General features: G+C 39.8%; 34 protein-coding genes, 2 tRNA genes and 1 riboswitch. Of the genes, 9 read left to right on the forward strand and 27 right to left on the reverse strand.

The window, feature by feature from the left end; all coding sequences use genetic code 11:
- The first annotated feature begins 81 nt into the window (after nucleotides 1-81).
- The gene (locus O0550_RS06530) at nucleotides 82-231 is read left to right on the forward strand and encodes a hypothetical protein (RefSeq protein WP_003335914.1); all 150 of its coding nucleotides are present in this window, start codon (nucleotides 82-84) and stop codon (nucleotides 229-231) included.
- A 122-nt stretch (nucleotides 232-353) separates the two neighbouring features.
- Nucleotides 354-470: riboswitch (TPP riboswitch) on the forward strand.
- Between the two features lie 125 nt (nucleotides 471-595).
- Complete coding sequence (gene thiC, locus O0550_RS06535; RefSeq protein WP_096886782.1) at nucleotides 596-2,374, forward strand: phosphomethylpyrimidine synthase ThiC; 1,779 nt, start codon at nucleotides 596-598, stop codon at nucleotides 2,372-2,374.
- 138 nt (nucleotides 2,375-2,512) lie between these two features.
- Here the strand turns inward: thiC and lpdA are convergent, their stop codons facing one another.
- The 4 genes from lpdA to pdhA form a co-directional block, all read right to left on the reverse strand.
- On the reverse strand, nucleotides 2,513-3,925 hold the full coding sequence (gene lpdA / locus O0550_RS06540) for a dihydrolipoyl dehydrogenase (RefSeq protein ID WP_003340672.1): 1,413 nt from the start codon (nucleotides 3,923-3,925) through the stop codon (nucleotides 2,513-2,515).
- Between the two features lie 4 nt (nucleotides 3,926-3,929).
- Nucleotides 3,930-5,249 carry a dihydrolipoamide acetyltransferase family protein gene (locus tag O0550_RS06545; RefSeq protein ID WP_258425871.1) on the reverse strand — a complete coding sequence of 440 codons (1,320 nt, stop codon included), beginning with the start codon at nucleotides 5,247-5,249 and terminating at the stop codon, nucleotides 3,930-3,932.
- A gap of 71 nt (nucleotides 5,250-5,320) precedes the next feature.
- Nucleotides 5,321-6,298: an alpha-ketoacid dehydrogenase subunit beta gene (locus O0550_RS06550; protein WP_003335908.1), complete on the reverse strand. Its 978-nt coding sequence runs from the start codon at nucleotides 6,296-6,298 to the stop codon at nucleotides 5,321-5,323.
- 3 nt (nucleotides 6,299-6,301) lie between these two features.
- Entirely contained in the window at nucleotides 6,302-7,387 is a 1,086-nt protein-coding gene (gene pdhA / locus O0550_RS06555; protein ID WP_003335907.1) for a pyruvate dehydrogenase (acetyl-transferring) E1 component subunit alpha, read from the reverse strand.
- 265 nt (nucleotides 7,388-7,652) lie between these two features.
- Between pdhA and O0550_RS06560 the strand changes: the two genes are divergently transcribed.
- On the forward strand, nucleotides 7,653-8,387 hold the full coding sequence (locus O0550_RS06560) for an alpha/beta hydrolase (protein WP_258425872.1): 735 nt from the start codon (nucleotides 7,653-7,655) through the stop codon (nucleotides 8,385-8,387).
- Between the two features lie 130 nt (nucleotides 8,388-8,517).
- On the opposite strand, the gene O0550_RS06565 is transcribed toward O0550_RS06560, so the two are convergent.
- From O0550_RS06565 to O0550_RS06575, 3 genes are all read right to left on the reverse strand, one after another.
- Nucleotides 8,518-8,709, reverse strand: coding sequence for a hypothetical protein (locus O0550_RS06565; protein WP_096886783.1), 192 nt, complete (start codon nucleotides 8,707-8,709; stop codon nucleotides 8,518-8,520).
- A 293-nt stretch (nucleotides 8,710-9,002) separates the two neighbouring features.
- Nucleotides 9,003-9,087, reverse strand: a tRNA-Tyr gene (locus O0550_RS06570).
- Nucleotides 9,088-9,094: 7 nt separating this feature from the next.
- Nucleotides 9,095-9,170, reverse strand: a tRNA-Thr gene (locus tag O0550_RS06575).
- 150 nt (nucleotides 9,171-9,320) lie between these two features.
- Here O0550_RS06575 and O0550_RS06580 point away from each other — a divergent pair.
- The 3 genes from O0550_RS06580 (at nucleotide 9,321) to O0550_RS06590 (ending at nucleotide 10,486) form a co-directional block, all read left to right on the forward strand.
- Complete coding sequence (locus O0550_RS06580) at nucleotides 9,321-9,473, forward strand: hypothetical protein (protein WP_258425873.1); 153 nt, start codon at nucleotides 9,321-9,323, stop codon at nucleotides 9,471-9,473.
- Nucleotides 9,474-9,674: 201 nt separating this feature from the next.
- Nucleotides 9,675-9,977 (forward strand): HesB/IscA family protein, encoded by a 303-nt coding sequence (locus tag O0550_RS06585; protein ID WP_003335903.1) that lies wholly within the window; start codon nucleotides 9,675-9,677, stop codon nucleotides 9,975-9,977.
- Between the two features lie 122 nt (nucleotides 9,978-10,099).
- Entirely contained in the window at nucleotides 10,100-10,486 is a 387-nt protein-coding gene (locus O0550_RS06590) for an OsmC family protein (RefSeq protein WP_068794228.1), read from the forward strand.
- A gap of 212 nt (nucleotides 10,487-10,698) precedes the next feature.
- Here the strand turns inward: O0550_RS06590 and O0550_RS06595 are convergent, their stop codons facing one another.
- Both O0550_RS06595 and O0550_RS06600 read right to left on the reverse strand, forming a co-directional pair.
- Nucleotides 10,699-12,942 carry a HelD family protein gene (locus tag O0550_RS06595; protein WP_258425874.1) on the reverse strand — a complete coding sequence of 748 codons (2,244 nt, stop codon included), beginning with the start codon at nucleotides 12,940-12,942 and terminating at the stop codon, nucleotides 10,699-10,701.
- A 77-nt stretch (nucleotides 12,943-13,019) separates the two neighbouring features.
- Complete coding sequence (locus O0550_RS06600) at nucleotides 13,020-13,382, reverse strand: fluoride efflux transporter FluC (RefSeq protein WP_258425875.1); 363 nt, start codon at nucleotides 13,380-13,382, stop codon at nucleotides 13,020-13,022.
- A 522-nt stretch (nucleotides 13,383-13,904) separates the two neighbouring features.
- Between O0550_RS06600 and O0550_RS06605 the strand changes: the two genes are divergently transcribed.
- Both O0550_RS06605 and O0550_RS06610 read left to right on the forward strand, forming a co-directional pair.
- Nucleotides 13,905-14,417, forward strand: a complete 513-nt coding sequence (locus tag O0550_RS06605) for a ClbS/DfsB family four-helix bundle protein (protein WP_181749346.1) — start codon at nucleotides 13,905-13,907, stop codon at nucleotides 14,415-14,417.
- Between the two features lie 324 nt (nucleotides 14,418-14,741).
- On the forward strand, nucleotides 14,742-15,002 hold the full coding sequence (locus O0550_RS06610) for a hypothetical protein (protein ID WP_101668532.1): 261 nt from the start codon (nucleotides 14,742-14,744) through the stop codon (nucleotides 15,000-15,002).
- 316 nt (nucleotides 15,003-15,318) lie between these two features.
- Here O0550_RS06610 and O0550_RS06615 read toward each other — a convergent pair whose 3' ends face one another.
- The 3 genes from O0550_RS06615 to O0550_RS06625 all read right to left on the reverse strand — a co-directional run bounded on the left by O0550_RS06615 (nucleotide 15,319) and on the right by O0550_RS06625 (nucleotide 16,664).
- On the reverse strand, nucleotides 15,319-15,615 hold the full coding sequence (locus O0550_RS06615) for a hypothetical protein (protein WP_258425876.1): 297 nt from the start codon (nucleotides 15,613-15,615) through the stop codon (nucleotides 15,319-15,321).
- Nucleotides 15,616-15,747: 132 nt separating this feature from the next.
- Nucleotides 15,748-16,074: a YolD-like family protein gene (locus O0550_RS06620; RefSeq protein ID WP_268900747.1), complete on the reverse strand. Its 327-nt coding sequence runs from the start codon at nucleotides 16,072-16,074 to the stop codon at nucleotides 15,748-15,750.
- A gap of 158 nt (nucleotides 16,075-16,232) precedes the next feature.
- Complete coding sequence (locus O0550_RS06625; RefSeq protein WP_258425878.1) at nucleotides 16,233-16,664, reverse strand: PLAT/LH2 domain-containing protein; 432 nt, start codon at nucleotides 16,662-16,664, stop codon at nucleotides 16,233-16,235.
- A 249-nt stretch (nucleotides 16,665-16,913) separates the two neighbouring features.
- On the opposite strand from O0550_RS06625, the gene O0550_RS06630 reads away from it, so the two are divergent.
- A complete protein-coding gene (locus tag O0550_RS06630) occupies nucleotides 16,914-17,117 on the forward strand; it encodes a hypothetical protein (protein ID WP_258425879.1) in 204 nt (67 codons plus the stop codon).
- Between the two features lie 161 nt (nucleotides 17,118-17,278).
- Here the strand turns inward: O0550_RS06630 and O0550_RS06635 are convergent, their stop codons facing one another.
- The 15 genes from O0550_RS06635 to O0550_RS06705 form a co-directional block, all read right to left on the reverse strand.
- Entirely contained in the window at nucleotides 17,279-17,476 is a 198-nt protein-coding gene (locus tag O0550_RS06635) for a hypothetical protein (protein ID WP_258425880.1), read from the reverse strand.
- Between the two features lie 204 nt (nucleotides 17,477-17,680).
- Nucleotides 17,681-18,307: a glycoside hydrolase family 73 protein gene (locus O0550_RS06640; RefSeq protein WP_258425881.1), complete on the reverse strand. Its 627-nt coding sequence runs from the start codon at nucleotides 18,305-18,307 to the stop codon at nucleotides 17,681-17,683.
- A complete protein-coding gene (locus tag O0550_RS06645) occupies nucleotides 18,304-18,549 on the reverse strand; it encodes a hypothetical protein (RefSeq protein ID WP_258425882.1) in 246 nt (81 codons plus the stop codon). The genes O0550_RS06640 and O0550_RS06645 overlap by 4 nt, the downstream gene beginning before the upstream one ends.
- Nucleotides 18,546-19,016 carry a phage holin family protein gene (locus O0550_RS06650; RefSeq protein WP_003343059.1) on the reverse strand — a complete coding sequence of 157 codons (471 nt, stop codon included), beginning with the start codon at nucleotides 19,014-19,016 and terminating at the stop codon, nucleotides 18,546-18,548. The genes O0550_RS06645 and O0550_RS06650 overlap by 4 nt, the downstream gene beginning before the upstream one ends.
- Before the next feature lie 90 nt (nucleotides 19,017-19,106).
- The gene (locus O0550_RS06655) at nucleotides 19,107-19,235 is read right to left on the reverse strand and encodes a CD1375 family protein (protein WP_003343061.1); all 129 of its coding nucleotides are present in this window, start codon (nucleotides 19,233-19,235) and stop codon (nucleotides 19,107-19,109) included.
- A gap of 2 nt (nucleotides 19,236-19,237) precedes the next feature.
- On the reverse strand, nucleotides 19,238-19,399 hold the full coding sequence (locus tag O0550_RS06660; protein WP_003343062.1) for a hypothetical protein: 162 nt from the start codon (nucleotides 19,397-19,399) through the stop codon (nucleotides 19,238-19,240).
- Nucleotides 19,396-20,304 carry a hypothetical protein gene (locus tag O0550_RS06665; RefSeq protein ID WP_396125736.1) on the reverse strand — a complete coding sequence of 303 codons (909 nt, stop codon included), beginning with the start codon at nucleotides 20,302-20,304 and terminating at the stop codon, nucleotides 19,396-19,398. Before O0550_RS06665 ends, O0550_RS06660 begins: the two co-directional genes overlap by 4 nt.
- A 37-nt stretch (nucleotides 20,305-20,341) precedes the next feature.
- On the reverse strand, nucleotides 20,342-20,692 hold the full coding sequence (locus O0550_RS06670; protein ID WP_258425883.1) for a hypothetical protein: 351 nt from the start codon (nucleotides 20,690-20,692) through the stop codon (nucleotides 20,342-20,344).
- A 99-nt stretch (nucleotides 20,693-20,791) separates the two neighbouring features.
- Nucleotides 20,792-21,112: a hypothetical protein gene (locus tag O0550_RS06675; protein ID WP_181749926.1), complete on the reverse strand. Its 321-nt coding sequence runs from the start codon at nucleotides 21,110-21,112 to the stop codon at nucleotides 20,792-20,794.
- Nucleotides 21,063-21,425, reverse strand: a complete 363-nt coding sequence (locus O0550_RS24490) for a terminase large subunit domain-containing protein (protein ID WP_346659907.1) — start codon at nucleotides 21,423-21,425, stop codon at nucleotides 21,063-21,065. Before O0550_RS24490 ends, O0550_RS06675 begins: the two co-directional genes overlap by 50 nt.
- Nucleotides 21,426-21,544: 119 nt before the next feature.
- A complete protein-coding gene (locus O0550_RS06685; protein WP_181749924.1) occupies nucleotides 21,545-21,907 on the reverse strand; it encodes a hypothetical protein in 363 nt (120 codons plus the stop codon).
- Nucleotides 21,894-22,661: a phage terminase small subunit gene (gene terS / locus O0550_RS06690; RefSeq protein ID WP_258425885.1), complete on the reverse strand. Its 768-nt coding sequence runs from the start codon at nucleotides 22,659-22,661 to the stop codon at nucleotides 21,894-21,896. The genes O0550_RS06685 and terS overlap by 14 nt, the downstream gene beginning before the upstream one ends.
- Complete coding sequence (locus O0550_RS06695) at nucleotides 22,627-22,716, reverse strand: phage terminase small subunit-related protein (RefSeq protein WP_258425886.1); 90 nt, start codon at nucleotides 22,714-22,716, stop codon at nucleotides 22,627-22,629. The genes terS and O0550_RS06695 overlap by 35 nt, the downstream gene beginning before the upstream one ends.
- A gap of 85 nt (nucleotides 22,717-22,801) precedes the next feature.
- Nucleotides 22,802-23,242, reverse strand: coding sequence for a hypothetical protein (locus tag O0550_RS06700; protein WP_258425887.1), 441 nt, complete (start codon nucleotides 23,240-23,242; stop codon nucleotides 22,802-22,804).
- Nucleotides 23,243-23,340: 98 nt separating this feature from the next.
- Nucleotides 23,341-24,696 (reverse strand): DUF3238 domain-containing protein, encoded by a 1,356-nt coding sequence (locus O0550_RS06705; protein WP_258425888.1) that lies wholly within the window; start codon nucleotides 24,694-24,696, stop codon nucleotides 23,341-23,343.
- Nucleotides 24,697-24,841 lie beyond the last annotated feature (145 nt).

Below are 24,841 nucleotides of genomic sequence, written 5' to 3' on the forward strand. Positions count from 1 at the left end.
TAATTCACAGCGTTACAAACACTTCCCTGTGCATGCGATACCAATTTCCCTCCCATACTAATCACGAAGGAGCTGATAAGGATGGCAAAAGATGATTTCTTAGTAGAAAATCCGCATCAAACATATAATAACCAATTTCAAGGCTTAGAACAAACCGGGAAACCTTTACCAGGAACCAAAAAGGTAAAGCAAAAGAATCATTCCCGTCAAGTTAAAACACGTGAAGGATAATCCTCTGCTAACAAACCGCTTGTCCTTGGCCGGATTGGCGGTTTTGTTTATTTGTCCCACACGTAACGTCCATCAGTCCTATTGACCCACATTTTCCCATATGATATGGTAAAAGGGCAACTACATATGGATACGGGAGCTTGGATGAAGCCAGGCTGAGAGGGTGGAGAACTCTGCTACCGACCGTGAAACCTGATCTGGATAATGCCAGCGTAGGAAACGATCCCATACGAATGACTTCGTTTATTTCAGCATGTTTATTTTGTATGGATAAGAGCCGTCAGCCTTTGCTGTATGGCTCTTTTTTAGTTTGTCGCTCCTACCGTCCCTTGCTAGTTGCCAAATGATGTTGGGAGGTATAGCAATGTCTATTTTATCAACTCCGTCTTTTTTTCCAGCAAGTCGCAAGAGATATGTGACAGGCTCAAGGCCTGATCTACTAGTTCCGTTTCGTGAAATTATGCTTTCCCCTACTGTTGATCAACAAGGGCGCGTTACTCCAAATGCTCCTTTGCAAGTGTATGATACGAGCGGACCCTACACAGATGAAACACTGTTTGAAACGATTGATCTAAGCAAAGGTCTTGCACCACTCCGCTCTCCTTGGATTTTAGAACGGAAGGACACAGAAACATATGGAGTCTCCAAAAATCTTGCCCCTACAAAATCAAAGGCCGCTAACCCGCTTCCTGTTCAAGAATTTGAAAATCGTCCATCTCTGCGAGCACGTAAAGGAAAACGCGTCACTCAGCTGCATTATGCACGTAAAGGCATCATTACACCTGAAATGGAATTCGCAGCGATACGTGAGGGAATAAAGCCAGAGGTAGTACGTCAAGAAATTGCCAGTGGACGCGCCATATTGCCGGCTAATATAAATCACCCTGAGCTTGAGCCTATGCTTATTGGAAAGCAATTTTTGGTAAAAATAAACGCTAATATTGGAAATTCGGCTGTTCTTTCCTCCATAGAAGATGAGGTTGAAAAAATGGTCTGGGCAATTCGCTGGGGAGCGGATACCATCATGGATTTATCGACCGGTAAAAATATTCACACGACACGTGAATGGATTTTACGGAATGCTCCTGTACCAGTCGGAACTGTACCATTGTATCAAGCTTTGGAGAAAGCGGGAGGACAACCAGAGAATTTATCCTGGGAATTATACCGGGATACGTTAATCGAGCAAGCAGAACAAGGTGTGGACTATTTCACAGTACATGCTGGACTTTTGCTTCGTTACATCCCCCTTACCATGAACCGCGTGACAGGAATCGTTTCGCGAGGAGGTTCCATTATGGCCTCTTGGTGTCTTACCTATCATCAGGAGAATTTCTTGTATACACATTTCCGTGAGATTTGTGAAATTGCAAGTGCTTACGATATCTCACTCTCCTTAGGGGATGGTCTGCGGCCGGGGTCCATTGCGGATGCCAATGATGCTGCTCAAATGGCGGAATTAGAAACCTTGGGTGAACTAACGAAAATTGCCTGGGAGTATGATGTTCAGGTCATGATCGAAGGGCCGGGACATGTTCCTATGCACAAGATTAAAGAAAACGTAGACATTCAGCAGGATATTTGTCAGGAGGCTCCCTTCTATACGTTAGGGCCGCTTACAACCGATATTGCCCCCGGATATGATCACATTACCTCTGCCATTGGTGCTGCTATGATTGGCTGGTTTGGTACTGCGATGCTATGCTATGTAACACCGAAAGAACATTTAGGACTGCCGAATAAGCATGATGTAAAAGAAGGGGTCATCGCCTATAAAATCGCAGCGCATGCCGCCGATCTAGCAAAAGGTCATCCCCTTGCTCAAGCATGGGATGATGCGATGTCAAAAGCACGATTTGAATTTCGCTGGCACGATCAATTTCATTTATCATTAGATCCCGAGCGAGCACGCGATTATCATGATGAAGCCCTTCCCGCTGAACCAGCTAAAACAGCACATTTTTGCTCGATGTGTGGGCCGAAATTTTGCAGTATGAAAATTAGTCATGAGTTAAAAGGAATGGTTGATAACAGTCCATTGGCAGATAAAAGTACAGCAAGTCTTGAAGATTCTCTCATTGAAACAGGACTTTCTCAAAAGGCAGAAGAGTTTAAACGCTCTGGCTCTAAAATGTATACCTGAGATCTTTTATTAGCTTGTATTACACAGTAATGCTGTACACCCTCTTGTCTTTTTCTTGTAAGCTAATATGATCTTCTTTTACGAGTAAAGAAAAAAGGTTGCTGAAATAAACCAGCAACCTTTTTTTATAGAAAGCAATTATTTTACCACTACGTGGATCGGACGACCAAGCGCCATTTCCGCAGCTTCCAATGTTACTTCGCCCAAAGTTGGGTGAGCATGGATAGTTAGCTCGATATCTTCTAATGTAGCACCCATCTCAATAGCCAAAGCTACTTCAGATACGATGTTAGAAGCATCTTCCCCAACGAATTGTGCACCTAGAACTACTCCTGTTTCTTTGTCAGCAATGATTTTTGCAAATCCTTCGCCGGCATTAACAGATAGAGCACGTCCGTTAGCAGCATAAGGGAAACGACCTACAACTACATCTAGACCTTGTTCTTTTGCTTCTCTTTCAGAGATACCCACACTGGACATTTCTGGATCGGAGAATACAACAGAAGGAATGCACTTGTAATCCACTTCAGCCGCATGTCCCGCAATTGCTTCAGCAGCCACTTTACCTTCATAAGAAGCTTTGTGAGCTAGCGCAAGACCTGGAACAATGTCACCAATCGCGTAGATGTGTGGTAGACTTGTACGACCTTGTTTATCTACTTCGATCAATCCGCGCTCGTTCATTTTCACGCCGATTGCTTCAAGACCGATATCATTTGTGTTAGGCTTACGGCCAACAGTAACTAGTACGTAATCAGCTTCAAAGGACATTTCTTCACCTTTAACTTCTGCTTTTACGACTACACCGTTTTCTGATTCTTCCACACCTTTTGCAAGAGCTTTGGTATGAATTTTCACGTTGTGTTTTTTCAAACGACGTTCAACTAGACGAGTCATGTCTTGTTCAAATCCAGGTAGGATATGGTCTGCACCCTCAAGGATTGTAAGTTCTGTGCCAAATTTAGCAAGAACTGTACCTAGTTCAACCCCGATGTATCCACCGCCGATAACTACCATGCGTTTTGGAATTTCGCCAAGACTTAATACCTCAGTAGAGGACAATACTCGCTTGCTCCATTTAAACGCTGGAAGTTCGAACGGACGAGAACCGGTTGCGATAATCGCATTGTTGAACTTGAATTTAAGGGACTCATTATCGTTATAAACGCTGATTTCATTCTCAGACAAGAAGAACGCTTCCCCAGAAACTAGACGTATTTTGTTTCCTTTGAACAAGGAAGCAACCCCGCCAGTCAATTGTTTCACGATGCCGCTTTTCCATTCTTGTACCTTCGCATAGTCAACTTTTACGTTTTCCATGGTAATACCCATGCTAGCGCCATGCTGTGCATTTTCATAAACGTGAGAAGCATGGATAAGAGCTTTTGATGGGATACAACCCACGTTCAAGCATACGCCACCTACGTTAGCACGTTCTACTACAACTACGCTTTTCCCCAATTGAGCTGCGCGGATTGCTGCGACATAACCACCAGGACCTGCCCCGATGACTACTACGTCAATTTCTTCTACGAATTCTCCTACTACCATGTTGTTATCCCTCCATAACCAATAGTGTTGGGTTCTCCAGAAGCTTTTTGATATAGTTCATGAAACGTTGCGCTGGATCTCCATCGATTATACGGTGGTCAAAGCTTAGAGACAACGCTAAGACTGGTGCAACAACAATCTCACCGTTTTTCACTACTGGTTTCTCTTCAATGCGACCTACACCCAAAATAGCTACTTCAGGATGGTTGATCACTGGAGTGAAGAACATTCCACCAGCAGAACCGATGTTTGTGATGCTGAAAGTAGAACCTTTCATTTCATCGGCAGTTGCTTTACGGTCACGAGCTTTACCAGCTAATTCGTTAATCTCAGCAGAGATTTCGAAGATGGATTTATGATCTGCGCCTTTAACTACAGGTACGAGCAAGCCGTCTTCTGTAGATGTTGCAATACCAATATTATAGTACTTTTTGAAGATGATTTCTTGTGTTTCATCATCCATAGAAGTGTTAAGGATTGGGAATTTTTTCAAACCAGCCACTACTGCTTTCACAATGAATGGAAGGTAAGTTAATTTAATTCCTTGTTCCATAGCTAGTGGTTTACCTTCTTTACGTAGGTTAACCAAGCCAGTAACGTCTACTTCGTCAAACAAAGTAACGTGTGGAGCTGTGTATTTAGATTTAACCATCGCTTTAGAAATAGCTTTACGGATACCTTTCAAAGGTACGCGCTCTTCTAATTCGAAAGCTTGTGGAGCGTAGTGTTGTGTAGGTGTAGCTGCTGCTGCTTGAGAAGCAGTTGGTGCTGCAGCCGCCGCTGGTGCTGCTGCTTGAGCAGGTGCTGTAGCCCCACCAGCAAGATATGCATCTACATCAGCTTTGGTAATTCGACCAACTTTACCGCCTGTACCTGGTACAAGCGCCAAATCGATGTTCTTTTCACGAGCATATTTACGCACGGAAGGAGTAGCAAGTACTTGCTTGCGATCAATTGGAGCTCCACCTTGAGCAACAGCTGGTTCTGCAGCCGCCGCTGGTGCTTCAGTAGCTTTAGGAGCTTCTTGAGCAGGTGCTGCGCTTTCGCCACCATGTCCATGATCTGCACCTTCAGGCAATGCACCTTCTACTTCAATAACACATAGTGTGTCACCTACTGTAGAAACAGTACCTTCACTCACATTGATCTCAACTACTTTACCTGCAACAGGAGATGGTAGTTCTACCATGGATTTATCATTTTGTACTTCTAGGATAACTTGATCCTCTTCAATTGTATCTCCTACAGCAACATGCCACTTTGCAATTTCGCCTTCGTGGATACCTTCACCGGTTTCCGGAAGTTTATATTCAAATCGTGCCACTATAATTCCCTCCTATCGATTTCGAGAAAAGAAGGCGGAAAGCTTACTTTCCGCCATTGATTATACGAATCTTAGAACTCCAATACGCGGTTCACGCCGTCAATAACACCTTTTACATCAGGCAGCCAAACATCTTCTGCTTGTGCAAACGGGAACACGGAATCTGGAGGTGCGATACGAAGAACAGGCGCTTCTAGATGTAAGATAGCTTTTTCGTTGATTTGCGCGATGATTTCAGCAGCGACACCGGCAGTGCGTTGTGCTTCTTGCACAACGATTGCACGATTTGTTTTTTGTACGGAAGCAAGGATTGTTTCCATATCTAATGGAGAAAGGGTGCGCAAGTCGATAACTTCAGCGCTTTTACCTTGTTTTTCTAATTCTTCCGCAGCTTTCATGCTTGTTTGAACCATTGCACCGTAAGTGATGATCGTTACATCTGTACCCTCACGAACGATGTTTGCTTTACCCAATGGGATTGTATATTCGCCTTCTGGTACTTCTTGACGGAAGGAGCGATATAGTTTCATATGCTCAAGGAAGATTACCGGATCGTTATCGCGAATCGCGGAGATCAATAGACCTTTTGCATCGTAAGGATTAGATGGGATTACTACTTTCACACCTGGTGTTTGAAGGAAGATACCTTCTAGTGAGTCAGAATGCAACTCAGGGGTTTTTACGCCACCACCAAATGGAGAGCGGAATACGATTGGGCTAGTGAAATTTCCACCAGAACGGTAACGCATACGAGCAGCTTGAGTTACGATCGCATCAATCGTTTCAAAAACGAAACCAAAGAATTGAATCTCAACAACTGGACGGAATCCGTTGACACCAAGACCTACTGCCAATCCGCCGAATCCAGATTCAGCTAGCGGTGTATCGAATACGCGATCTTCGCCAAACTCTTTTTGCAGATTTTCTGTTGCACGGAATACACCGCCATTATTACCCACGTCTTCCCCAAAAACTAGAACTTGAGGGTCGCGTGCCAATTCAATACGCATCGCATCAGTAATGGCTTGAATCATTGTCAAATTTGCCATGGCTTACTTCGACTCCTTTGCCAGATATTCTGCTTTTTGTTCTTCTAGGTGTGGAGGCAAAGTCTCGAACATCACATCAATAAGCTCAGAAACTTTCATTTTTGCTGTTTCGTCAGCTTTCTTGATTTGCTCAGCAACATGGGCTTTTGCCTCTTCGATTACTGCCTCTTCATCTTGCTCGCTCCATAGACCTTTTGCTTCTAGGAACTTACGGAAACGAATTAATGGATCTTTTTGTTCCCATTCGGATTGCTCTTCCCCAGTACGGTAACGAGTTGGATCATCACCAGACATGGAGTGAGGACCGAAACGGTATGTAAGAGCTTCGATCAATGTAGCTCCTCCACCGTTAATACCGCGTTCTCTTGCAACTTGAGTTGCTTTTACAACTGCAAGAACGTCCATACCATCAATACGAGCGCTAGAAATACCAGCTGCTACGGATTTAACAGCGATGTTTTCGGATTTTGTTTGCTTAGCAAACGGCAGGGAGATTGCATAACCATTGTTTTGGTTAAAGAAGATAACTGGTAGGTTGTATACACCAGCATAGTTCATAGCTTCATAGAAATCACCTTGAGAAGTTGCACCATCACCGAAGTAGTTGATTGCTACTTTCTTCTCTCCGCGAAGCTTAAAGCCCATTGCTACACCAGTAGCTTGTGTACATTGTGCCGCAATGATAATTTGTGGCATCAATACGTTTACACCCTCAGGGTAACGTCCACCTTCGATGTGACCGCGGGACCACAAGAATACTTGGTACATAGGAACACCATGCCATACCATTTGTGGAAGGTCACGGTAGCTTGGTAGGATAAAGTCTTCTTTGCTCAAAGCAAATTCAGAACCTACCATAGTAGCCTCTTGCCCAGAAACTGGAGCTACGAAGCCAAGACGACCTTGACGTTGCAAACTAATTGCACGTTGGTCCCAAACACGAGTGAAAACCATGCGACGCATAATTTCACGAAGCTCTTCATCAGAAAGCTTAGGCATCATTTCAGGATTGACAACAGTTCCATCCGGAGCCAGAATTTGCAATGGCTCATTGTGACCGATATGTTCTACAGCAGTAGATACAGTCATTTAGCTCACCTCATTAACGGAGTTTTGTTTGGAGTAAAATTACATTTTTCGGAAGATACGAAAGCCCTGTATATATGAACCATATAAAAGTTATTTCAACTGTTATATTTCAGTTCATGACTCTGTTTTTTGTGTTATAATATAGTCATTACAGGGGTTTACTTGTTCCTGTTATTATCAATGATAAGTTCTGTATCATTTTTTTGCAAGACCTTAATTACAATTTGTTAAAACGATATAATAATTGTCGGGAGGTTTTCATTCGATGTCAGACATCCTAAAACGAACCATCATCAAAGAAGAACTTACCAGCAAGTACCTAGATGCACCACGCCAAGTAAAAGTATATTTACCCCCGGGTTACAATGACATGCTTTCCTACCCGATCATCTATTGTCAGGATGGAAACGAGTTCTTTACGATGGGTCGAATCGCTACAATTGCTAACCGCCTTATTCTTGAAGAAGGCATGGAGCCTATGATTATTGTCGGCGTCTCAAACGAACGAAGCAAACGCACCAGTGAATACTCACATGTTGGGGAAAGAAACCCTGGGTACAAACGCTTCTTCGCAGAGGAACTGGTCCCCTATATTGAAAACAAATATCCAATTCGCCAAGACCCTGATAGCCGCATTCTAGCCGGCGACTCCCTTGGTGGTACAGTTTCGTTCCATCTAGCTCTTGATTACCCTCATCTATTCCACAAAATCATCTCTTTATCAGGAGCATTCTTTGATGCCTCTATTGATGAAGCGAAAAAAGAAACTGACCTATCCTGGATGAATATGTGGATGATCGTAGGTTTGGAAGAGCTACAAGTCGAAACCAGTACAGGCACTTACGATTTCTTAGACTACAACCGAAGAATGAAGTCTGTTTTGGATCAAAAGCAAGCACGTACCTCCTATATTGAGGATCACGGCGACCATGTATGGGGCTTTTGGCAACGTGTGCTACCTGATGCATTAACCTACTTCTTTCCAATCTCAGGTCTATAAACTATGACAGGGGGTGTTTCTGCCCCCTTTTTAGCTTTAAGAAATACAGGGTGATGGGACTACTAAGACATCGTAGCTTCCTATAAAATATTTTCGGCTCTTTCTTATCCGATTGTTAACGCTTTCATTTTTATAAGCCATTAATTTCTCGGATATTTTCATACCTGTAGCTTCGCCCATCAGATAAGCGAATCTCCTCATCGGTTGCTTCCGAAATTTCGCCAGCCACTTGTTGTGAGTCTGCTAATACAATAGTAACAAGCTTACTGACTTCCCGAATCATCTGTTGCTTCATCTTCATAATATCTTGTTGTGAAATCACGTATCCACCCCAGTTTCATTAGTTCCTCTTTTCTAGTATGACAAACAGAGCTTTCATTTAATCGCACGAAGAAGAACTGTGGAACGAGATTTTGCAAAAGAGGACCTTCCTTCTATCTTTCCTTGACGAACTAAAAAATAGGTCTCGTTCTCAATGATAGGATAACATACAGATATTCATGTGTCATAATATAATTGTATTTGAAGCAATTCCATCAAATAATTGAAACACGAATCCTTGCTAATATAAAAAAAGCACCCTGACTAACAGTCAAAGTGCTTTCATTACAAGTATGGTGGGGAGAGACGGATTCGAACCGCCGAACCCTGAGGGAGCAGATTTACAGTCTGCCGTGTTTAGCCACTTCACTATCTCCCCATAAAAATGGTGCCGGCGATAGGACTTGAACCCACAACCCCCTGATTACAAGTCAGGTGCTCTACCAATTGAGCTACACCGGCATTTCAGCAACTAAAATATCATTTGCTTCACAACAAGATTGAGTATATCATGAACCTTTTTGATATTCAATACCTTTTTGAAAAAAGTTTTAAAATCGTATTTCCTTTAAAAATGGGACAGACTAGTACTGTGAAGGGAGGCTTTTCTCCATGAAATACGATCCACATCGTCATGCAGAGCCGAGTGAGTTGTTATTTGTAGATGAGCACGAATTGTCCTACCTTCCTCGTGAAGAAGATGCATTTACAGATGCTTATTTATCTTCACTAGGTTGGTACGATTGGCCTGGAGCATTTTATTAAAAACGAGCTAGCTTGGGTTGCCAGGTTCATATCGGCAACCCAATATTCATATTTTCCGTTTTTTGTTCCTCATTTTTCCTTTTAAAATATAACCATTCACTACATTCAAGATGTTCACGCAAAAGTGCGTAAGAGGTTTGCCACATGGAAGGTAAGTTTGTTATGATGAACACATCCTAACAAGGTAAGGAGTCCTCGACGATGAAAGCAAAAATTACTCGCAATGCGGCAAAAAAAATCAATGAAATCATGGCTCAGGAAACTGATAAAGATGCAAAGCTTCGCGTATACATCACACATAAACACGGTAACCACGCTCATTATGGAATGACTTTGGACAAACCATCAGAGAAGGATACCGTTGTATCTACTGATAAAGATATCGATGTCCTCCTCCAAACCTCCGAGGAATTACTAGATGGCGTTGTAATAGATTATCTGTTTATTCCAGAGGAAGGCTTTGTAGTAACCAATCCAAGCAAGGGCAATACAGGAGATCACTAATACTTCTACCTGATTAATTTGTATGAATCAAATCATATTCTACATATTATTTGCCTTCAAGAGAAACCACGAGGAACACTCTTCTTCGTGGTTTCTCCATTTTCGAAACAGGAGGAAGGACCATGCAATTTACTCAGACGAATCAAAACTTGCAAACAACGCTACCCTATGGAAATTTAACCATCTCTAGTGACCGTCAGCAAGGCTTTAAACCGATTGATTTGCTAGTTTCTGCCATTGCGGGGTGTAGCCAAATCGTCTTTACGCGCATCCTAGAAAAAAAACGCATCTCATACAACTCGCTTACTCTCCATGTAGATGCCGTTCAAAGCGAGAATGCCCCGAATCCTTTGACGAAGATAAGTCTCATTTATACTATTACTGGTTCAGACCTTGTGCAGGAAAAGCTGGATAAGGCCTTGCGCTTGGTACCTCCTAACTGCACCATTATTCAATCACTCCATCCAAATATCGAAGTAGTAGAACAAGTGATCATCTCTAAAGCATAAGTCAGCTTCACTAAAGAAAAAACCATGATTGCATTACCGGAATGGGTCATATCTTACTTGTTCATTCTGGCAAAGCCTCATGGTTTTCATTTGTTTTTCTTCCTTTTGGAAACGTTACTGACTTTGGTTTTATCAGCTTTCTGAGTATGCCATCCCCATTTGGCGATTAGTTGTATCAAGTGTACATCTAATCTTCTGAATGATTTTTCATATCATAGCTCTTGTATCGCAGCTGCTTTTGTCTTTAGCCATGGAGTCACCTTAGCATCCCCTTGAATATATAGCAGAAGTTGATGGACAGGTCGTGACATGGTGACATAAAGTAACTTGGCATCCATCACATTCTCTTTGTAATGTTCATCATCTACGTGTAGGACGATTACTACATCAAATTGCAGCCCTTTCGTTAGATAAGCGGGCAGAACGGTTACTCCACCTGGAAATTCCTTATCTTTCACACCTAGATGGTGGAGCTCAAGACCCTTTTCTTTTAAGGCTTTAGCAATTTTTTTACTCTCATGTATGGTTTTAGTGACAATCGCCACCGTTTGATGACCACACGCTAATGACTTTTCAACCCGCTTTTTAATATCCTCAAGCATGTTGCTCTGATTCTTCGCCCGTAAAAATAACGGTTCTTCACCATGACGCAACACCGGCTTTGCCTCAGTAATTTCCGGCAATTGAGTGCCCTGTAAAACCTCATTAGACCAATTCATAATTTCAACTGTCGAACGATAGCTCTGCTCTAACGTATAAAAGTCTGTTTTCTTTTTGAAGATATTTCGTAAAACTGGCTGCCAGCTATCTAATCCACGGTACGCATGAATCCCTTGTGCCAAATCCCCTACGATTGTCATTGATTCATTTTTCGTATGTAAAGAAAGCACTAAAATCTCTAGATAGCTCAAATCTTGCGCCTCATCAATTACCGTATGATCAAAAGGAGCTTCCTTCCCGCTTCCTTCCAGCAGATGACGTAGATATAAAATGGGAGCAAGGTCTTCTGCTTCTATACGCTCTTCCTCTATGATTGCTTTTGAAGTCTCCACGACATCCTGCAACCATTCATCTGAAATATCCTCACTAGTAAGCTTTCGTAAAAGCTCCCAATCCTGCAGAAGCTGAGAATACACAGTAAAAGCATCTATCTCTGGCCACTTCCCTAAATACAAAGCGAGCAATTCATCCATTTTCTTCTCGAATCGCAATAAGCTTGGCTTATCCAAATCGATTTTTGCTTCTCGTAAATGTGTAAACAATTGCTGGGTCATTTGTTGTTTAACATGCTTAGCTAAGGCTTCTATTCTGCGGTGATAGGGCAAATGAGCAAATTCATTAATAAACAACTGGCGAATATCCGCCTTTTTCATTTCAAACACATGCTTTGTCTTGTTATAAATAAATCGTAAATCCTTATAAGTAATCAGCTCATGCAGTAAGTAATCCATATACTTATCTAGCATATTTCGACAATGAACGGAACCCTTAAAAGACATCCGATTCCACGTTTGACGCTTCTGTACCTGCTTACTAGCATCGTCTTCAAAGAAAAGCAACAATGGCTTGCTCGGATCAACAATTCGCCAGCCTTTTGGTAAAAGTACTTTTACCTGTTTGGCAGCCCACTCTGAGAAAGTGGCTTGTTGTACATCCTCCACACCTAATTCGGGTAATACATCCGAAATATATGTTAAAAACAGCTTATTAGGAGCAAATACCATAAATTTCTTGGATGCAATCAAATGCTGATAATTATAAATCAAATAGGAAAGGCGGTGTAATGCAATCGTAGTCTTTCCGCTTCCTGCTACCCCTTGGACCACAATAGCCCGATCTTTTTCTGCACGTATGATATCATTCTGTTCTGTTTGAATGGTAGCAACGATATCCTTTAATCGACTATCGTTATTTTGATTCAGACTGGAAGCTAAGAATTCATCAATATAGCCTTCTTCCAGAAAATCCTCTGGCGCCCCGATTTCGCGATTGATCGTCTCTTTTAACGCACCATCATAAATACCTGTAATCCGACCATCTTCTATAGCAAAATTCCGCTTAAGCTTTACTTCTCCCCGTACAATTCCCTGTAATGTTCGGTAAAAAGCATCCTTGCTCTCCCCGCTATAATAAAGGCTAGCGATAGGTGCACGCCAATCTACTACAACACTATCCATTGTATCGCGTTCTACAATCCCACGCTTTCCTATATATACGGAATCCATTTCATAGGTTTCGTCTTTCATGAAATCTACTCGACCAAAGTAAGGCTTATTTACAGAACTTTCCAAATGAAAGAGATCCCTAGCTTTCGAGGAATTGACTACTTGTTTGACATAATCGTCCGTTGCCTCTCGCAAATCCTCTCGGAGCTGTCCAATCTCCTTTTCAATCGTATGTACTGTTTTTTCCAGCCGATCTTGTTCTTCCTTATATGCAGGATGATGAATGGTCACATGACTAACCTCCTTTTCATCAAACGAATATTTATCTTATCAAAATGAAAAAGCAATTCCAAGGACAATCTTAAAAATCACAAATGTACCCCGAGCAGCATCCCTAGTGCAGCAGATAAAATTCCCACAGAATAGCTAATAAGCAAGTAGATGAATCCTATCTGGTAACGTTTTGATGTAAATAATGAATAGCTCTCCCACTTACATGTAGAAAATGTCGTAAAAGCCCCCATAAAACCTGTGCCTGCCATTACGATAAAAAATGGAGCTAAGGAAGAACTTGTTAGTACCCCTAATAAAAAACACCCCAAAATATTAATACAGCAGGTCGCTAATGGGAACATTCCTTTATAACGTTGATTGATCAGAAAACTGATTCCGTAACGAGACATGGCCCCAAGACAACCACCTAATGCTACTCCTATACTATTCAATAGCATCAGTATCGCTCCCTCTCTGTGCTAATTGGGTACCTATCCAAGAACCCAGCCAAACATAACACATTGCCTAACATAATAGCATTCGACATCATTATCTCAAATGAAATCTTCTATAATATACAGTTTAAATAACCTATTTTTTATTAATAGGTAACAAAAGAAAAAATCGTTTTCTTTTATCTTAGGAAACGATTTCCTTCATTTTTATTTCATCCTTGTATTTTTTCTGATTTTGAAATAGCTCATGCCGACACTCTGTATCGCTTGTTAAGCTGGCAACCAAAGATACGTTTTTAAGTTTTGCTATCTCTCAAGCCCTTTTAGCGTTGGCACTTATACAATAACTCATTTCTTCCATTTCTGAGTCAGTAAGCTCCCTTATCTTATTTATAACTCAAAGAGATAGATTATTTCTTGAATGAGTCGCCCGTCTTTTTTCATAAAAAGCTCCTAATGGGTATCAGGTTTTGATACCATTCTATCATATACTGAAGGTAGTAAAAGTAAAGGTGTGAAAGAACTATGCAGCAGTACTCTAATGCTGAAGAATTAATTGAATCAATCGATAAAGCCTATAAAAAGTTTATTGAAGAATTTAAGGTGATTCCTGAAGAGTTGAGAGATAAACATATCTCTGAAGTGGATAAATCTCCTTCTGAAATCCTTTCTTATCAATTGGGGTGGATCAACTTATTGTTATCGTGGGAAAAAGACGAGCAAAGTGGACTTGACGTACAAACGCCCACTCCAGACTACAAATGGAATAACTTAGGTAAACTTTATCAATCTTTTTATGAGCAATACGGTGCTTTAACCTTAAAACAGCAGGAAGAAGAATTGACAAAATTAGTCCGAAAGCTAGTCGATTGGATAAATGATCTTACTGAAGCAGAATTATTCCAACCAGAACAAAGAAAATGGGCCACAACAAAAGCAATGTGGCCTGTTTGGAAATGGGTGCATATCAATACAGTTGCTCCATTTACGAATTTCAGAACTAAAATTCGCAAATGGAAAAAAATATCTTTAAAGTAATTTAAGAAAAGTAAGTACTGTCACAAGTCAGATATCCTGTAGCAAAACTCGGCTAGCTCGTCAATCTTCAATGATCGGCGTCTCAATCAGTTTCTTATCTTCATGAAACTGACGTAACATTTCTGTATGCTCTGGCAAGATGAATAAAAACACAAATGTATGTTCCTTTTTTGTTTGATGATGAGGAAATTAGGCAATTGTTAGAAATGGACATAAGATTAAAATGAAAAATCTGAAAATTACAAATCTATGTATTTACATTTTTTATAATAAATAGTATATTTGTATTGTATTACCATTTTATAATCATAAAGGGGAGTTTATATGAAAAAATCTTTACTATTAGTTGCCCTTGTAACTGTTTTAGCTACTTCTTTCGGCACCACATCTGCTGACGCAAGAAGTTCAAAAGAATCATCAATAGGTACTCTTGCTGCTTGCGTAGAAGAAGAAAGAGATTATCCATCTGGTGTACAACCCCCTCATATTATTAAGGTAGGCAAAGTCTATTTAGAAATGTTTAGCATAACTAATCATCCAGATGGCTCTTCAACTGTTCTATACCGAAGTGCTGATTGTAAATAATATTCTTGATCAAAAAAACCGTTAGAGTAATCTACGGTTTTTTGTTCTATTATCCTGGTTTTTATGTAGATAAATAAAAAAGCGCACGCTTTTAAGCTTACACTCGATCGGGACCCGATTGTTATTGATTTTTTTAAACCAGTGGTAGAGACAGAGGATTCCGATGGAGGTTACTGGAAAGTAAAACAAATTGAGTTTTTAAAATGAACATACCCCCAATGGATATCCGAGAGAGGGATATTACTATTCCTTATTAACTTTCTCTTGTCCACGAGCAACTCTCAACTCATCTACCAATTGTCAAATCCTTATGGTCTTATCCTTCATCCCATTTGATTATAGAAAGCCCATTGCCTCTGTAAATAGCTAATAACTCCATCTCTTCCTTTTTTTGGATGTTGCCACAGTTACCTATGTCGAAGATTATTGACATTATTATTTTTTGGCACGTTAAAAAAGATAATTCCCATAGTAAGAAGCTACCTTTTTCAAAAATGTTTGCATCTAAAAAGACAAAAATTGCTTTGAAGCTATTAAATTCAATCAATCCATACCAAGCTTCCTCCATTTCATCAAGTGGGATAACAGATGCCGCGCTTACTACTTTCCCCATATAACTTCCACCTTCATGTCGAATTTGAGAAAGTGTATGCGCTGAGGTTTCAAATGTTGACGATGATTTAGTTTTATCATTTACTATTTCTTTTACCAAACGACCGGACGAATGAAACTAATTAAGAGTAGTTTATTTCCCTATCTTCACTACATCCTCAACAGGAATCCACCAGAAATCCTTATCGTTCTTTAGCTTAATCTGTTTAAATTGAGAATCAAACCTATCTACCCATCCCCAGGCGGATTCAATTACTCCTCTACCCTCTTTTGTCTCTTTCCACCAGCTAATCGTAAGGGCGTAGTCATACTGACGTGAGTCAGATATCCTGTAGAAAAACTCGGCCAGCTCATCCTCTTCAATGATCGGCTTCTCGATCAGCTTCTTATCCTCATGATACTGACGTAACATTTCTGCATGTTCTGGCAAGATGAATTTTGTTACAAGTGGATCAAGAATTTGCTAGCCATCAAAACATCTACTTAAATACGAATGTATGTTCTTGTTTTATTTTATGATGAGGAAAATATGCAATGGGTAAAATTACATGTTTACCAACAAAAATAGCCCTCCAACGGTTTAATTTCCGCCAGAGAGCTTTTCTGTTTTTTTATGACTTATTTATTTGATAAAGGAATATCTAAACTACCTGCTTTTCCATTAAGACTTACCCAAGCATTAACCGTTTTCTTTAGACCATTAAGTATGACATATTCTACTTCCCAATCGGATTTCCAACCTTTTCCATCACTAATCAAAGTTAGGGACCGTATTTCCCCAACATCTGTTCCAGAAAGATAGAACGTTTCAAGATCTCCTTGTTCAAAAGTACCATTTATCTCTTTCGTAAAAGAACCTTTCGATCCCCTGATAGTAACTTTAATATTTGAGTCAGTTCCTGCATCTGTAGATTCAGAGGTCTTAATTTCCAAAGTGTAATTTTTTTGAGCTTTTTGAACTGCTGAAACCTGATGAGCAGCAAACGAAGATGCAGGAGCGACTGAAAACAAAACAGCAACGGCGGCTAACACTGGAGCAAATTTTTTCATAATATAAACCTCCATTTAAATTAATATAATTACAGTTAAAATATACCATTTAACAAAAAATAAGTAAATTGTTAAAACCAAAAATTTGTAATTATAGCAATTTTTTATTATATAAATGAGAGATAATCGTTCAAAATATGCTATAACTTTTACTAAACTGAATAGAGATCATTTTATATAGTTCAAGGTTCTAATTTCTGTCAGAAGGCTTTTGCATTACTAACTAGATAAAATAAAAGGGTGGTTGCTATGAAGTTTGGAATGCGGAAACCGAGTTTAAAGAAACGTATAGCAGCTAGGACAAGCCTAAAAAGACAGTTAGTACATCGAGCTGGATTGAAGATGCCAAGAGGTTGGGGATGGCTCAGAAATCCTAAGAGGTATGCTTATAATAAAGCTTATAACAAGACTACGTTTGATATATTTAAGGTGATTGGTAAGTTGTTTAAATAGGGAAAAAGATACTATACGGCGTTTTCTAGCAAATGCATTAAATTTCCGTATATTTTTGTAATCAAACGAAACTAAGCAACCAGTCACCGATTGAGTTTCGGCAACTGGTTGCTTAGCAAATAAAGTGTTTTATCCCTGTCCCAAAAACGGGGGTCAGTCCCTTAAGGGACTTTATATCCCCCGCCTCCTTTAGGGTTAGGTGATGGATCATTATATAAATCTGTCTCATCTAAACAATACTGGGGTTGGTTGTATCCAGAAGGTTTACAATAAAATGCCCCTGCTTGTGATGCTGGTGCAGCGATTGCTAATAATGACATTGCTAGAACTCCAAATGTTGCCTTTTTAATGAGCTTCATAATACCCTCCATATGTATAATGTTTTCCTTTATATAAAAATAATACCATTAATTCCGCCCAAAGTAAACAATATTCAGTAAATTGGGAATTAATTATACAACCCATGTTATAAAATATGATATCAGCCCCTCCATAACCAGAAATACACGTTCATTTTTAGGCAAAAAATAAAACGTGTCAGTTTTACCTGACACGTTCATAATCTAGTGATTATTCTGTTTCCTTTGTCCACTTGCCACTCGAAGCTCATTTGCCAGTACACCGATTCGTTCAGCTTCATCCTTCATCCCCATTTGATTGTAAAAAGCCCATTGTCCTTGTAAATGGCTAATAATTTCGTTCGCTACCTCTGGTTTCACTGTTGGTTCCTCCTTGTCATATTTAGCTAGATCGTACTTTTCAATTAATCCTATTAGCTTACCTGGATAATTCGGATCAGTAGCATATCCGCCCTTATGGATAGCATGGCAAGCAGTCTTATAATCAGCTCCAAGCACTCCATGATAGCGCGTAGGCTTGTCTTTTGTACCGTTCAGAATTAGTTTGGAATGGTCTGCAATAGACTCTCCCCAATTGTTGTAAGCTCTGAAATTAGCTGTAATAGTTGTCCATTTACCGTTGTAATTCTCCTTTGTGGGCATAGCGCAGACACCTGCCGGACCTGTTCCTTTGATGCCAAAGAGGTTGTTGCCTCTCTTGGTTAGCCCACTCTCGCCCCAAGCTGATTCCAGGATTGCCTGAGCGATCGTAAGAGACGCAGGTATCTTTGTTTTCTTCATGTCTGCTACAGCACTAGGCGCTATCTTATTGATAAAATCCTGTGGTTTCATTGCTTGTTCCCTCCGTTGTCTGTTTTTGCATAGCTATAAGCTCCCGCAGCCGTTAATCCAACGACCACCGCTGTTAGTAAATTAGTTTTTAATTCTCCGTTTGGAAGAAATACAAATAGAGACGAAAAAGCCATAGCGACTAATGGAGCGAATTTGTTCGGAACCCCAAACCCTTTAGCCACACCAGTAAGCGCCGCAACGATTGCGGCTAATGTAGCGATATCAGTAGTCATCTCCATCATTTCCCCTCCTTGTGTCTCTGTGATCGCTCAGCTTTTGCTTTTAGTTCTGAGCCTACGAACTTCAAAATGGATGAGGGAATAAGCCTTTCAAATCCAGCTCTAGCAACGTTGGCCGTAAAGCTTACCCATGTGTGATAGATCAACCCAAATGTAACACCGTAGAAAAGAAAACCAGGCGTTTGCATTGCTTCGTCCATAAGGTTAGCTGCTATAGGAAGGAGTAAAACAATTAAAGTACGTGGTATCCCTTTCCTTATCCCGTAGTCAGATGAAAAGGTTTGATCCCTCATAGCAGCCGCAATACCTGAAAACCAATCGAGTGCTATTAAGAAAAATAGCGCGTTAAGTATTTTGTGACGATCGGAACCGTATAGAAAATCTACATAAGGGAGGATCGTGGCCCCTAGCACAGCCACAACGCCGTTCTCCGCTTTTATAAAAGAAGGTAGCTCCCAAGTAAATCGCATATATCATGCCTCCTCACCCCTTAGGGTAAATAAAATAGGGAGCCGCAGCTCCCCATGAAAAAACGCCCTCTCCGGATCAGAAAAGGCGTTTTATGATTCAGTTTGTTCAGCTAAATACTCTGCTACGGGAACCCTATAAATGTCCGGTAAAGATTCAATTTCTCTGCGACCGACTTTTACCAATAGGCTGTACACAGGAATCATATACGCTTTAACCATTTCTACTTCGCTCCTTCTAGTGTTTTTATTTTGGCTTCCATTCTAGTTACCATCTCTTGTAACTGAGCAATAGCTTCATAGGCTTCTATTAACTCTGGCGAGATTTTGCCTTTCTCACGCTCTTGCTCCATTTCGCCCAAATCCATAGGTTTTATTAAAATCAATCGAATGCACCTCCGAATCCTTTTACAATCACAGGCTCAGTTGCGACTCCTTTAACAAAAACAAAGCGCACACTAACGCCCCATTTTTCTGCTGTTTTTTCCTTGTTGGTGAAGATGAAGCCTCGGTTGAATTTGACATGGTTAGTTGCGTCTTCCCACGTAGGCGACTCGTCAAACGCATTGTTACACACCTCGACTTTATAATCTGCACCAGGAGGAACCGTTGCATCAATCGTTATAAGAATACGTTTAGCAGCGATAGTGGTATCAAAAGGTTTCTTTAGAGAGAATGCTATCTTGTCGGCTGATCGATGGAAAGTAAACGTCCTAGTCGACTTCAAGCCTTTACTATCGGTTGCCTCGATCGTTAATGTGTGGGCTTCTGTTAAAGAGAGCCGCAGCCACATGTCCAGTGGGATAGTCAACGTATTTTCCATTTTGTCAGTTCCAGCGAATGTGCGGATTGCCTTACCATTGATTTTCTCCGTGATGGTAAACGTGTCACCCTCTGGCTCTGTTACCGTGTATTTCTTTGAAGGGACAGAACTAAGTGTGCCAAGGTCTTCATTTTGACCGCTTAACAGGAGGGCGATTGTGAACAACTCGAACTTGCGCGTAATCTCAGTTGATTTACCGCCTTGGTCATCTTCCGCCCAAACAATTAAGGTGTAATCGGTGTCTTGGGCTAGGTCAGAGCCTGTTATATCGGTTGTACCGTCGTAGAGGCGCTTGCTCTTAAATGTTAGCGTTTTAGCAAAAGAAATAGGCGTGCTACCGTTGGATACCCCCGATTGCAGCGCCCTTGCCGTTCCTTTATTAACTTGGTACTTTACTGTAACTACGTTATCCTTGTCGATGTCGGATGCGGTACCTTGAATGCTTAACGTTGCATTTTCCGTAAGCATTTGGTTGTTGAGTGGAGACGTGAGTACTATATTCGGATTAAAAGTTATCGGAATACTCGATATTTACGGCATACCGATAGTAATACGTGTAGGTTCGGTTGTCCAATTCCCCCGTCAAAATAGGCGGTAGTCGAAAGGATGATCGTATTTCTTTACGTTTGTCTTTCGCATAATCGGTGAATAATGCATCAGTTTGAAGCAGGTCATTTAACTTATCTAATTTAATTTGCACCTTCTCTTTTTCATCACCTGTTAAACCCTTTTCGAATCCCTCAACCTCCAGATATAGGATTCCACCTTGTGATTTTGCTCCTCTTGCTTGGGATAGGGCTTCTATAGATCCCTCCGTTAATTGACCATTTACTACGGAAAGTACCAAAGACAGCATGCGACCATTCTCGAAATACCAAGAATCAATTCTTCTGCCTTTCTACTAGCAAGTATTTCAGGAGTATTACCTGCCTAACGCGGTTGACCATACTCTTCATTACCCAGTAAAAAGACGGCCTCCGTTGTTAGAGAGCAAGTTGCTCACTAGCTGAATGCCGTCTATTACCGTGTTATCTGCACCTCTTACATATTTAATTCCCTTTTCTCTCAACTCTAAAATGAGAGTAGCTGCAGAAGGATATAGGAATAAATTTTCTGGTTGGTCATTCCCTATAAAGCTTTGGAAGTCTTCTACATATTTAGAAACCGTCTTCTGCCTTCCATGTTTACGAGAATCGTAATAATACTCACGAATCACATAAAAATCGTTAGCTTTCTGACCAATTAATAAAAAAAGCCGTTGGATTATTGATACCATAGTCCCCACCAGCAAAAATATGATCAAATGTATCAGGAAGTGTTTTTATGACATGTAGTTTCTCATTAAACATGTCATAAACAAGCCCTTCTGCCATCACCCATAGTCCTAAGATATATCGTTTAAAGAAGACACCACTAAACATGCGGCGAAATCTTTCTTTTACTTTTTCAGACAAACTTATGTTGTCATCCATCGTGAAATGTAGGACCAGGATTCTTTTTTCTTTTACTTTATCAATGAAATCAGTTTTAAACCAATGGTACGGTCCAGCAGGGGTTACAGTTAAAGAAGACTTTTGCACCATTCCCATCGGTTTCGGCAGAACATCGACCTATAGCTTGATCCACAAATGATCGGGGAAATAACACTACCTCATCCAAGTAGGCTCCGGCGGCAGTAAGACCTTGTAACGTATCTTGACTCGCTTTGTTATTTGCACCAAATAGATAATACGTATTGGTTCCAATCAACATGTGGATTCTCTGAACGGTGATAGTGGTAGTCAATGCCTTTCGCCGTCAGAATCTGAAACATTGGTTCCAACACGTTTCTCTTGAGAGCGCCCATGGATTTACCAGCCACGATAAAGTTCTGGTGCCTATGCTTCGCTGATGACCATGTAATGAAGGAATCAATCATGGATATGGTCTTCCCTGAACGAATAGCCCCTTCTGCTATGACCATATCGTAATCTTTGTAGGGACTCCCATCTGTCCACCAAGCTAATAGTTTCTTTTGCTTTAGACTGAACGGTTGGAACTTAAACGACCTTGTACGTTTACGCTTTTTCATCAGCTTCTACCTCGTCAGCAAAAATCTCCGATACTTGGGCGTTTAGAGCTGATTCGTATCCACTATTCTGTTGATGTGCATCAGTATCATTTTCACCATTCAATTCTTTAACCTCTATCTTTAACTTCTCTATACGTAAACGTTGTTCCTCAGTAGCTAGATGACTATTGAGCATATCCTCATAGCGTTTGATTAAGCTTTGGAGAGTTGCTATAGCTCTAGACTGAGCGTTTAAAAATGTAGCGTGACGATGATCCCAAGAGAATTGAAATTCATACTCTTCCTCTGTAATGACCTGCTCGAAGGATGCTTTTTCCTTCGTACTGGTGTCTACAATTTCATACTTCCTTTTCTTAATTTCCTTAATCATTTCCTCTTTATCCTCTACAAACATTATCCTTTGCGCTCGGATGATAGCCGTGTACTGAATCATGATGTTTTCCCACAACATATCCAGAGGAGACTTGGATTCAATCTCTTCTATAATCTCGGCTACATCATCAGGGAAGTATTTACGAAAAAAGCCGTGGCTTACCGCGTTGCTGTTCCTCTTAGGTGCAGCTCCTCCACGATTGCCTACGGCGTTTTTATTTCTCTCTGGTGCTCCAGCGTTTGACTCACTTTTCATTGTAGTACTACATTGACCTGATTGTAGTACTACATTCCATTTGTCTCTGCTTTTCCAGTTGCTTATGGTTTTTTCTTTTTCGTCTAGTTGGTCAGCAAGCTCTTCGATTGCTAATGTTTCCGCCACTTTCGAGCCATAGCTCCAAGGCTTTGTCGCGGTTCGGACTTCTTGCTTTTGCCATTACATGATCACCACCACCTATTGAGTTTGTTTTGCAAAAGAAAGAAGCACCTTTGTAGGTGCTGATCTAATTAATACTCAGAACTTCAGTTTGTGTCCTTAGTCATTTTTTTAAAAATAATCATTGTGACAAGAGATATATGATAAAAAAGTAGAGATCCAACTATATATATAATATAAGCTTTATAGTTAAATATTTTTTGTAGAATATCCCCTTTATTTAATCCGAAGAAAACCCAAGCTATAGAAATACCCGCTAAAGAATATAATCCTAAATTTAAAAAATAAAGCTTACTTTTAGTCGATATTTCCATTCTATTAGTAATAAAATCGATTAAGATAGTGCAGGGAATTCCAATAAACAAAAATATCGGGATGGAGTACATTAGATAGATTATCATTAGAGTTATAAAAGGAAAATAATAAGTATTTGGCTGACGTGCTGTCATTGGTGTATATTCTGACACTGCAAGAACTAAGCAAAAAAGTATTGCGGTAACGACCCCAACAAAGATTCTGTGTAACATTGCCTTCCCCCTTTATTACTAGTCTAGTTAATAGTTAACATACATTAATTTCACTAAGGTGAAAAAACCGGAAGCTTAAGGGCTCCCAGTCTTCCAGTTTAATTAGAGATATTAAAATAATGTTTTGGAGTCAGTTCGAATAAATAAAAGAAATCATAAAGATCGTGTTGAAATAATTCTTCGTATGGACCATCATCAAAAGATATGTAGAACTCATGACTTGGTGCCCCATCATGCCAACCCTTAATTTTATAATCACCGTCTTCTCTATAAAGACTTGCAGTAAAAGCGTAATCAATTCCTGGCGGAGTAAATTTTAAAGATCCTTCTAAATATGGAATTCCAACTGAATGTTCAATATCAAATTTGATATTATCCATATTTACAATTTTTTCATTTAATCTAATTCCACTACTACCTACCTTTTTGGTTTTAAGTAATTTTTGATTAGAGTCATAAAAAGTTGAGCTATTCACTTTTTTGGATAAAGTTGTATCTTCATCTGTAAAATCCGATTCAATATTTATCTGGGTTCTAAAACGAGAATGGGAAACTGCAAAATCTCTATTATCTCCACCAAAATATTCAACTTCTCTCTCCCATTTTTCTCCAGTTAATCTTAACCAATTCGGTACTGGATTTCTCACTATTTCGTCACCTATAAAAGTTGTATATCTTAACTTTACGTTACCTACATCATTATTTGAAGAAATCCCTAACGGAGATACTTTTTCTTTCTCTACAATTTTAATAATTGAAACATAATTATAGAGGAGTTCTTCGCCTTTTAAAACCATTTCGGAATCATTAGCTTCACCACTTTTCAAAAGATACTGTATTTTCTCTTTTCTCTTTTCCTTTTCTTCTTTATCTAGTGGAATTTTACCAAGGAACTCATAGATAACCTTCTCTTCTCCTCCGTCCAAATCATCACTATATTCACTTGACTGGACAGTATCAATTATTTTTCCGTTTTTCTTAATTTGATACTCCTCTACCTGTCCGTTATCATCCCAGTCAAATTTTATATTTTTTCCATCGGAAATCGTTGAAACAACAGTATCATTTATTTCGTTATCATTAGCAGATAGCGAAATTAGACCTGCATTTTTTATTTCTGATTCCAAAGTCTCAGTATTTAATTTTGCGCTTATAATCTCAGAATTATCAGAATCAAGAGCTACTAACTTATACTTATAGCTTTTTCCTGATTTTAAATTATTATGGATAAAGGAGTTTTCTAAGCCACTGTATAACTCAGTGTCCCCCTGATAAACTTTATATTGAGCTGTATTGGGTATGTCTCCCCATTTAAGGATAATTTGACCTTGATGAGGTTCAATAGTAATGTTTTTTAGTAAGTCTTGATGACTAACCTTTTCTGAAGCATATGCATTAGCTGATCCAAAAATTGTAGATAAAGCGATTATGCCGGATAGTAACATCCTTCTCATTTCCATATACCACCATTTTTATAATTATATTACAATTTTATAATAACATTATTATGATAATTTTACCATTTTTTATAATATTAGATTCAAACAATATTATTCTTTAGCCATATAAGAACTCTTCAAAAAAATATTAGCTTTTTAT

Origin of the sequence: Brevibacillus halotolerans (genome assembly GCF_026891775.1) — a bacterium.
Taxonomy (GTDB): Bacteria; Bacillota; Bacilli; order Brevibacillales; family Brevibacillaceae; genus Brevibacillus_B; species Brevibacillus_B halotolerans.

What these genes read in the sequence shown, in the direction of transcription:
- O0550_RS06530 (WP_003335914.1), top strand. Translation starts at nt 82, where the DNA reads ATGGCAAAAGATGATTTCTTAGTAGAAAATCCGCATCAAACATATAAT.
- thiC (WP_096886782.1), top strand. Translation starts at nt 596, where the DNA reads ATGTCTATTTTATCAACTCCGTCTTTTTTTCCAGCAAGTCGCAAGAGA.
- lpdA (WP_003340672.1), bottom strand. Translation starts at nt 3,925, where the DNA reads ATGGTAGTAGGAGAATTCGTAGAAGAAATTGACGTAGTAGTCATCGGG.
- O0550_RS06550 (WP_003335908.1), bottom strand. Translation starts at nt 6,298, where the DNA reads ATGGCAAATTTGACAATGATTCAAGCCATTACTGATGCGATGCGTATT.
- pdhA (WP_003335907.1), bottom strand. Translation starts at nt 7,387, where the DNA reads ATGACTGTATCTACTGCTGTAGAACATATCGGTCACAATGAGCCATTG.
- O0550_RS06560 (WP_258425872.1), top strand. Translation starts at nt 7,653, where the DNA reads ATGTCAGACATCCTAAAACGAACCATCATCAAAGAAGAACTTACCAGC.
- O0550_RS06580 (WP_258425873.1), top strand. Translation starts at nt 9,321, where the DNA reads ATGAAATACGATCCACATCGTCATGCAGAGCCGAGTGAGTTGTTATTT.
- O0550_RS06585 (WP_003335903.1), top strand. Translation starts at nt 9,675, where the DNA reads ATGAAAGCAAAAATTACTCGCAATGCGGCAAAAAAAATCAATGAAATC.
- O0550_RS06590 (WP_068794228.1), top strand. Translation starts at nt 10,100, where the DNA reads ATGCAATTTACTCAGACGAATCAAAACTTGCAAACAACGCTACCCTAT.
- O0550_RS06600 (WP_258425875.1), bottom strand. Translation starts at nt 13,382, where the DNA reads ATGCTATTGAATAGTATAGGAGTAGCATTAGGTGGTTGTCTTGGGGCC.
- O0550_RS06605 (WP_181749346.1), top strand. Translation starts at nt 13,905, where the DNA reads ATGCAGCAGTACTCTAATGCTGAAGAATTAATTGAATCAATCGATAAA.
- O0550_RS06610 (WP_101668532.1), top strand. Translation starts at nt 14,742, where the DNA reads ATGAAAAAATCTTTACTATTAGTTGCCCTTGTAACTGTTTTAGCTACT.
- O0550_RS06615 (WP_258425876.1), bottom strand. Translation starts at nt 15,615, where the DNA reads ATGGGGAAAGTAGTAAGCGCGGCATCTGTTATCCCACTTGATGAAATG.
- O0550_RS06625 (WP_258425878.1), bottom strand. Translation starts at nt 16,664, where the DNA reads ATGAAAAAATTTGCTCCAGTGTTAGCCGCCGTTGCTGTTTTGTTTTCA.
- O0550_RS06630 (WP_258425879.1), top strand. Translation starts at nt 16,914, where the DNA reads ATGAAGTTTGGAATGCGGAAACCGAGTTTAAAGAAACGTATAGCAGCT.
- O0550_RS06635 (WP_258425880.1), bottom strand. Translation starts at nt 17,476, where the DNA reads ATGAAGCTCATTAAAAAGGCAACATTTGGAGTTCTAGCAATGTCATTA.
- O0550_RS06640 (WP_258425881.1), bottom strand. Translation starts at nt 18,307, where the DNA reads ATGAAACCACAGGATTTTATCAATAAGATAGCGCCTAGTGCTGTAGCA.
- O0550_RS06645 (WP_258425882.1), bottom strand. Translation starts at nt 18,549, where the DNA reads ATGATGGAGATGACTACTGATATCGCTACATTAGCCGCAATCGTTGCG.
- O0550_RS06650 (WP_003343059.1), bottom strand. Translation starts at nt 19,016, where the DNA reads ATGCGATTTACTTGGGAGCTACCTTCTTTTATAAAAGCGGAGAACGGC.
- O0550_RS06655 (WP_003343061.1), bottom strand. Translation starts at nt 19,235, where the DNA reads ATGGTTAAAGCGTATATGATTCCTGTGTACAGCCTATTGGTAAAAGTC.
- O0550_RS06665 (WP_396125736.1), bottom strand. Translation starts at nt 20,304, where the DNA reads ATGCTTACGGAAAATGCAACGTTAAGCATTCAAGGTACCGCATCCGAC.
- O0550_RS06670 (WP_258425883.1), bottom strand. Translation starts at nt 20,692, where the DNA reads ATGCTGTCTTTGGTACTTTCCGTAGTAAATGGTCAATTAACGGAGGGA.
- O0550_RS06675 (WP_181749926.1), bottom strand. Translation starts at nt 21,112, where the DNA reads ATGGTATCAATAATCCAACGGCTTTTTTTATTAATTGGTCAGAAAGCT.
- O0550_RS24490 (WP_346659907.1), bottom strand. Translation starts at nt 21,425, where the DNA reads ATGGGAATGGTGCAAAAGTCTTCTTTAACTGTAACCCCTGCTGGACCG.
- O0550_RS06685 (WP_181749924.1), bottom strand. Translation starts at nt 21,907, where the DNA reads ATGAAAAAGCGTAAACGTACAAGGTCGTTTAAGTTCCAACCGTTCAGT.
- O0550_RS06695 (WP_258425886.1), bottom strand. Translation starts at nt 22,716, where the DNA reads ATGGCAAAAGCAAGAAGTCCGAACCGCGACAAAGCCTTGGAGCTATGG.
- O0550_RS06700 (WP_258425887.1), bottom strand. Translation starts at nt 23,242, where the DNA reads ATGTTACACAGAATCTTTGTTGGGGTCGTTACCGCAATACTTTTTTGC.
- O0550_RS06705 (WP_258425888.1), bottom strand. Translation starts at nt 24,696, where the DNA reads ATGAGAAGGATGTTACTATCCGGCATAATCGCTTTATCTACAATTTTT.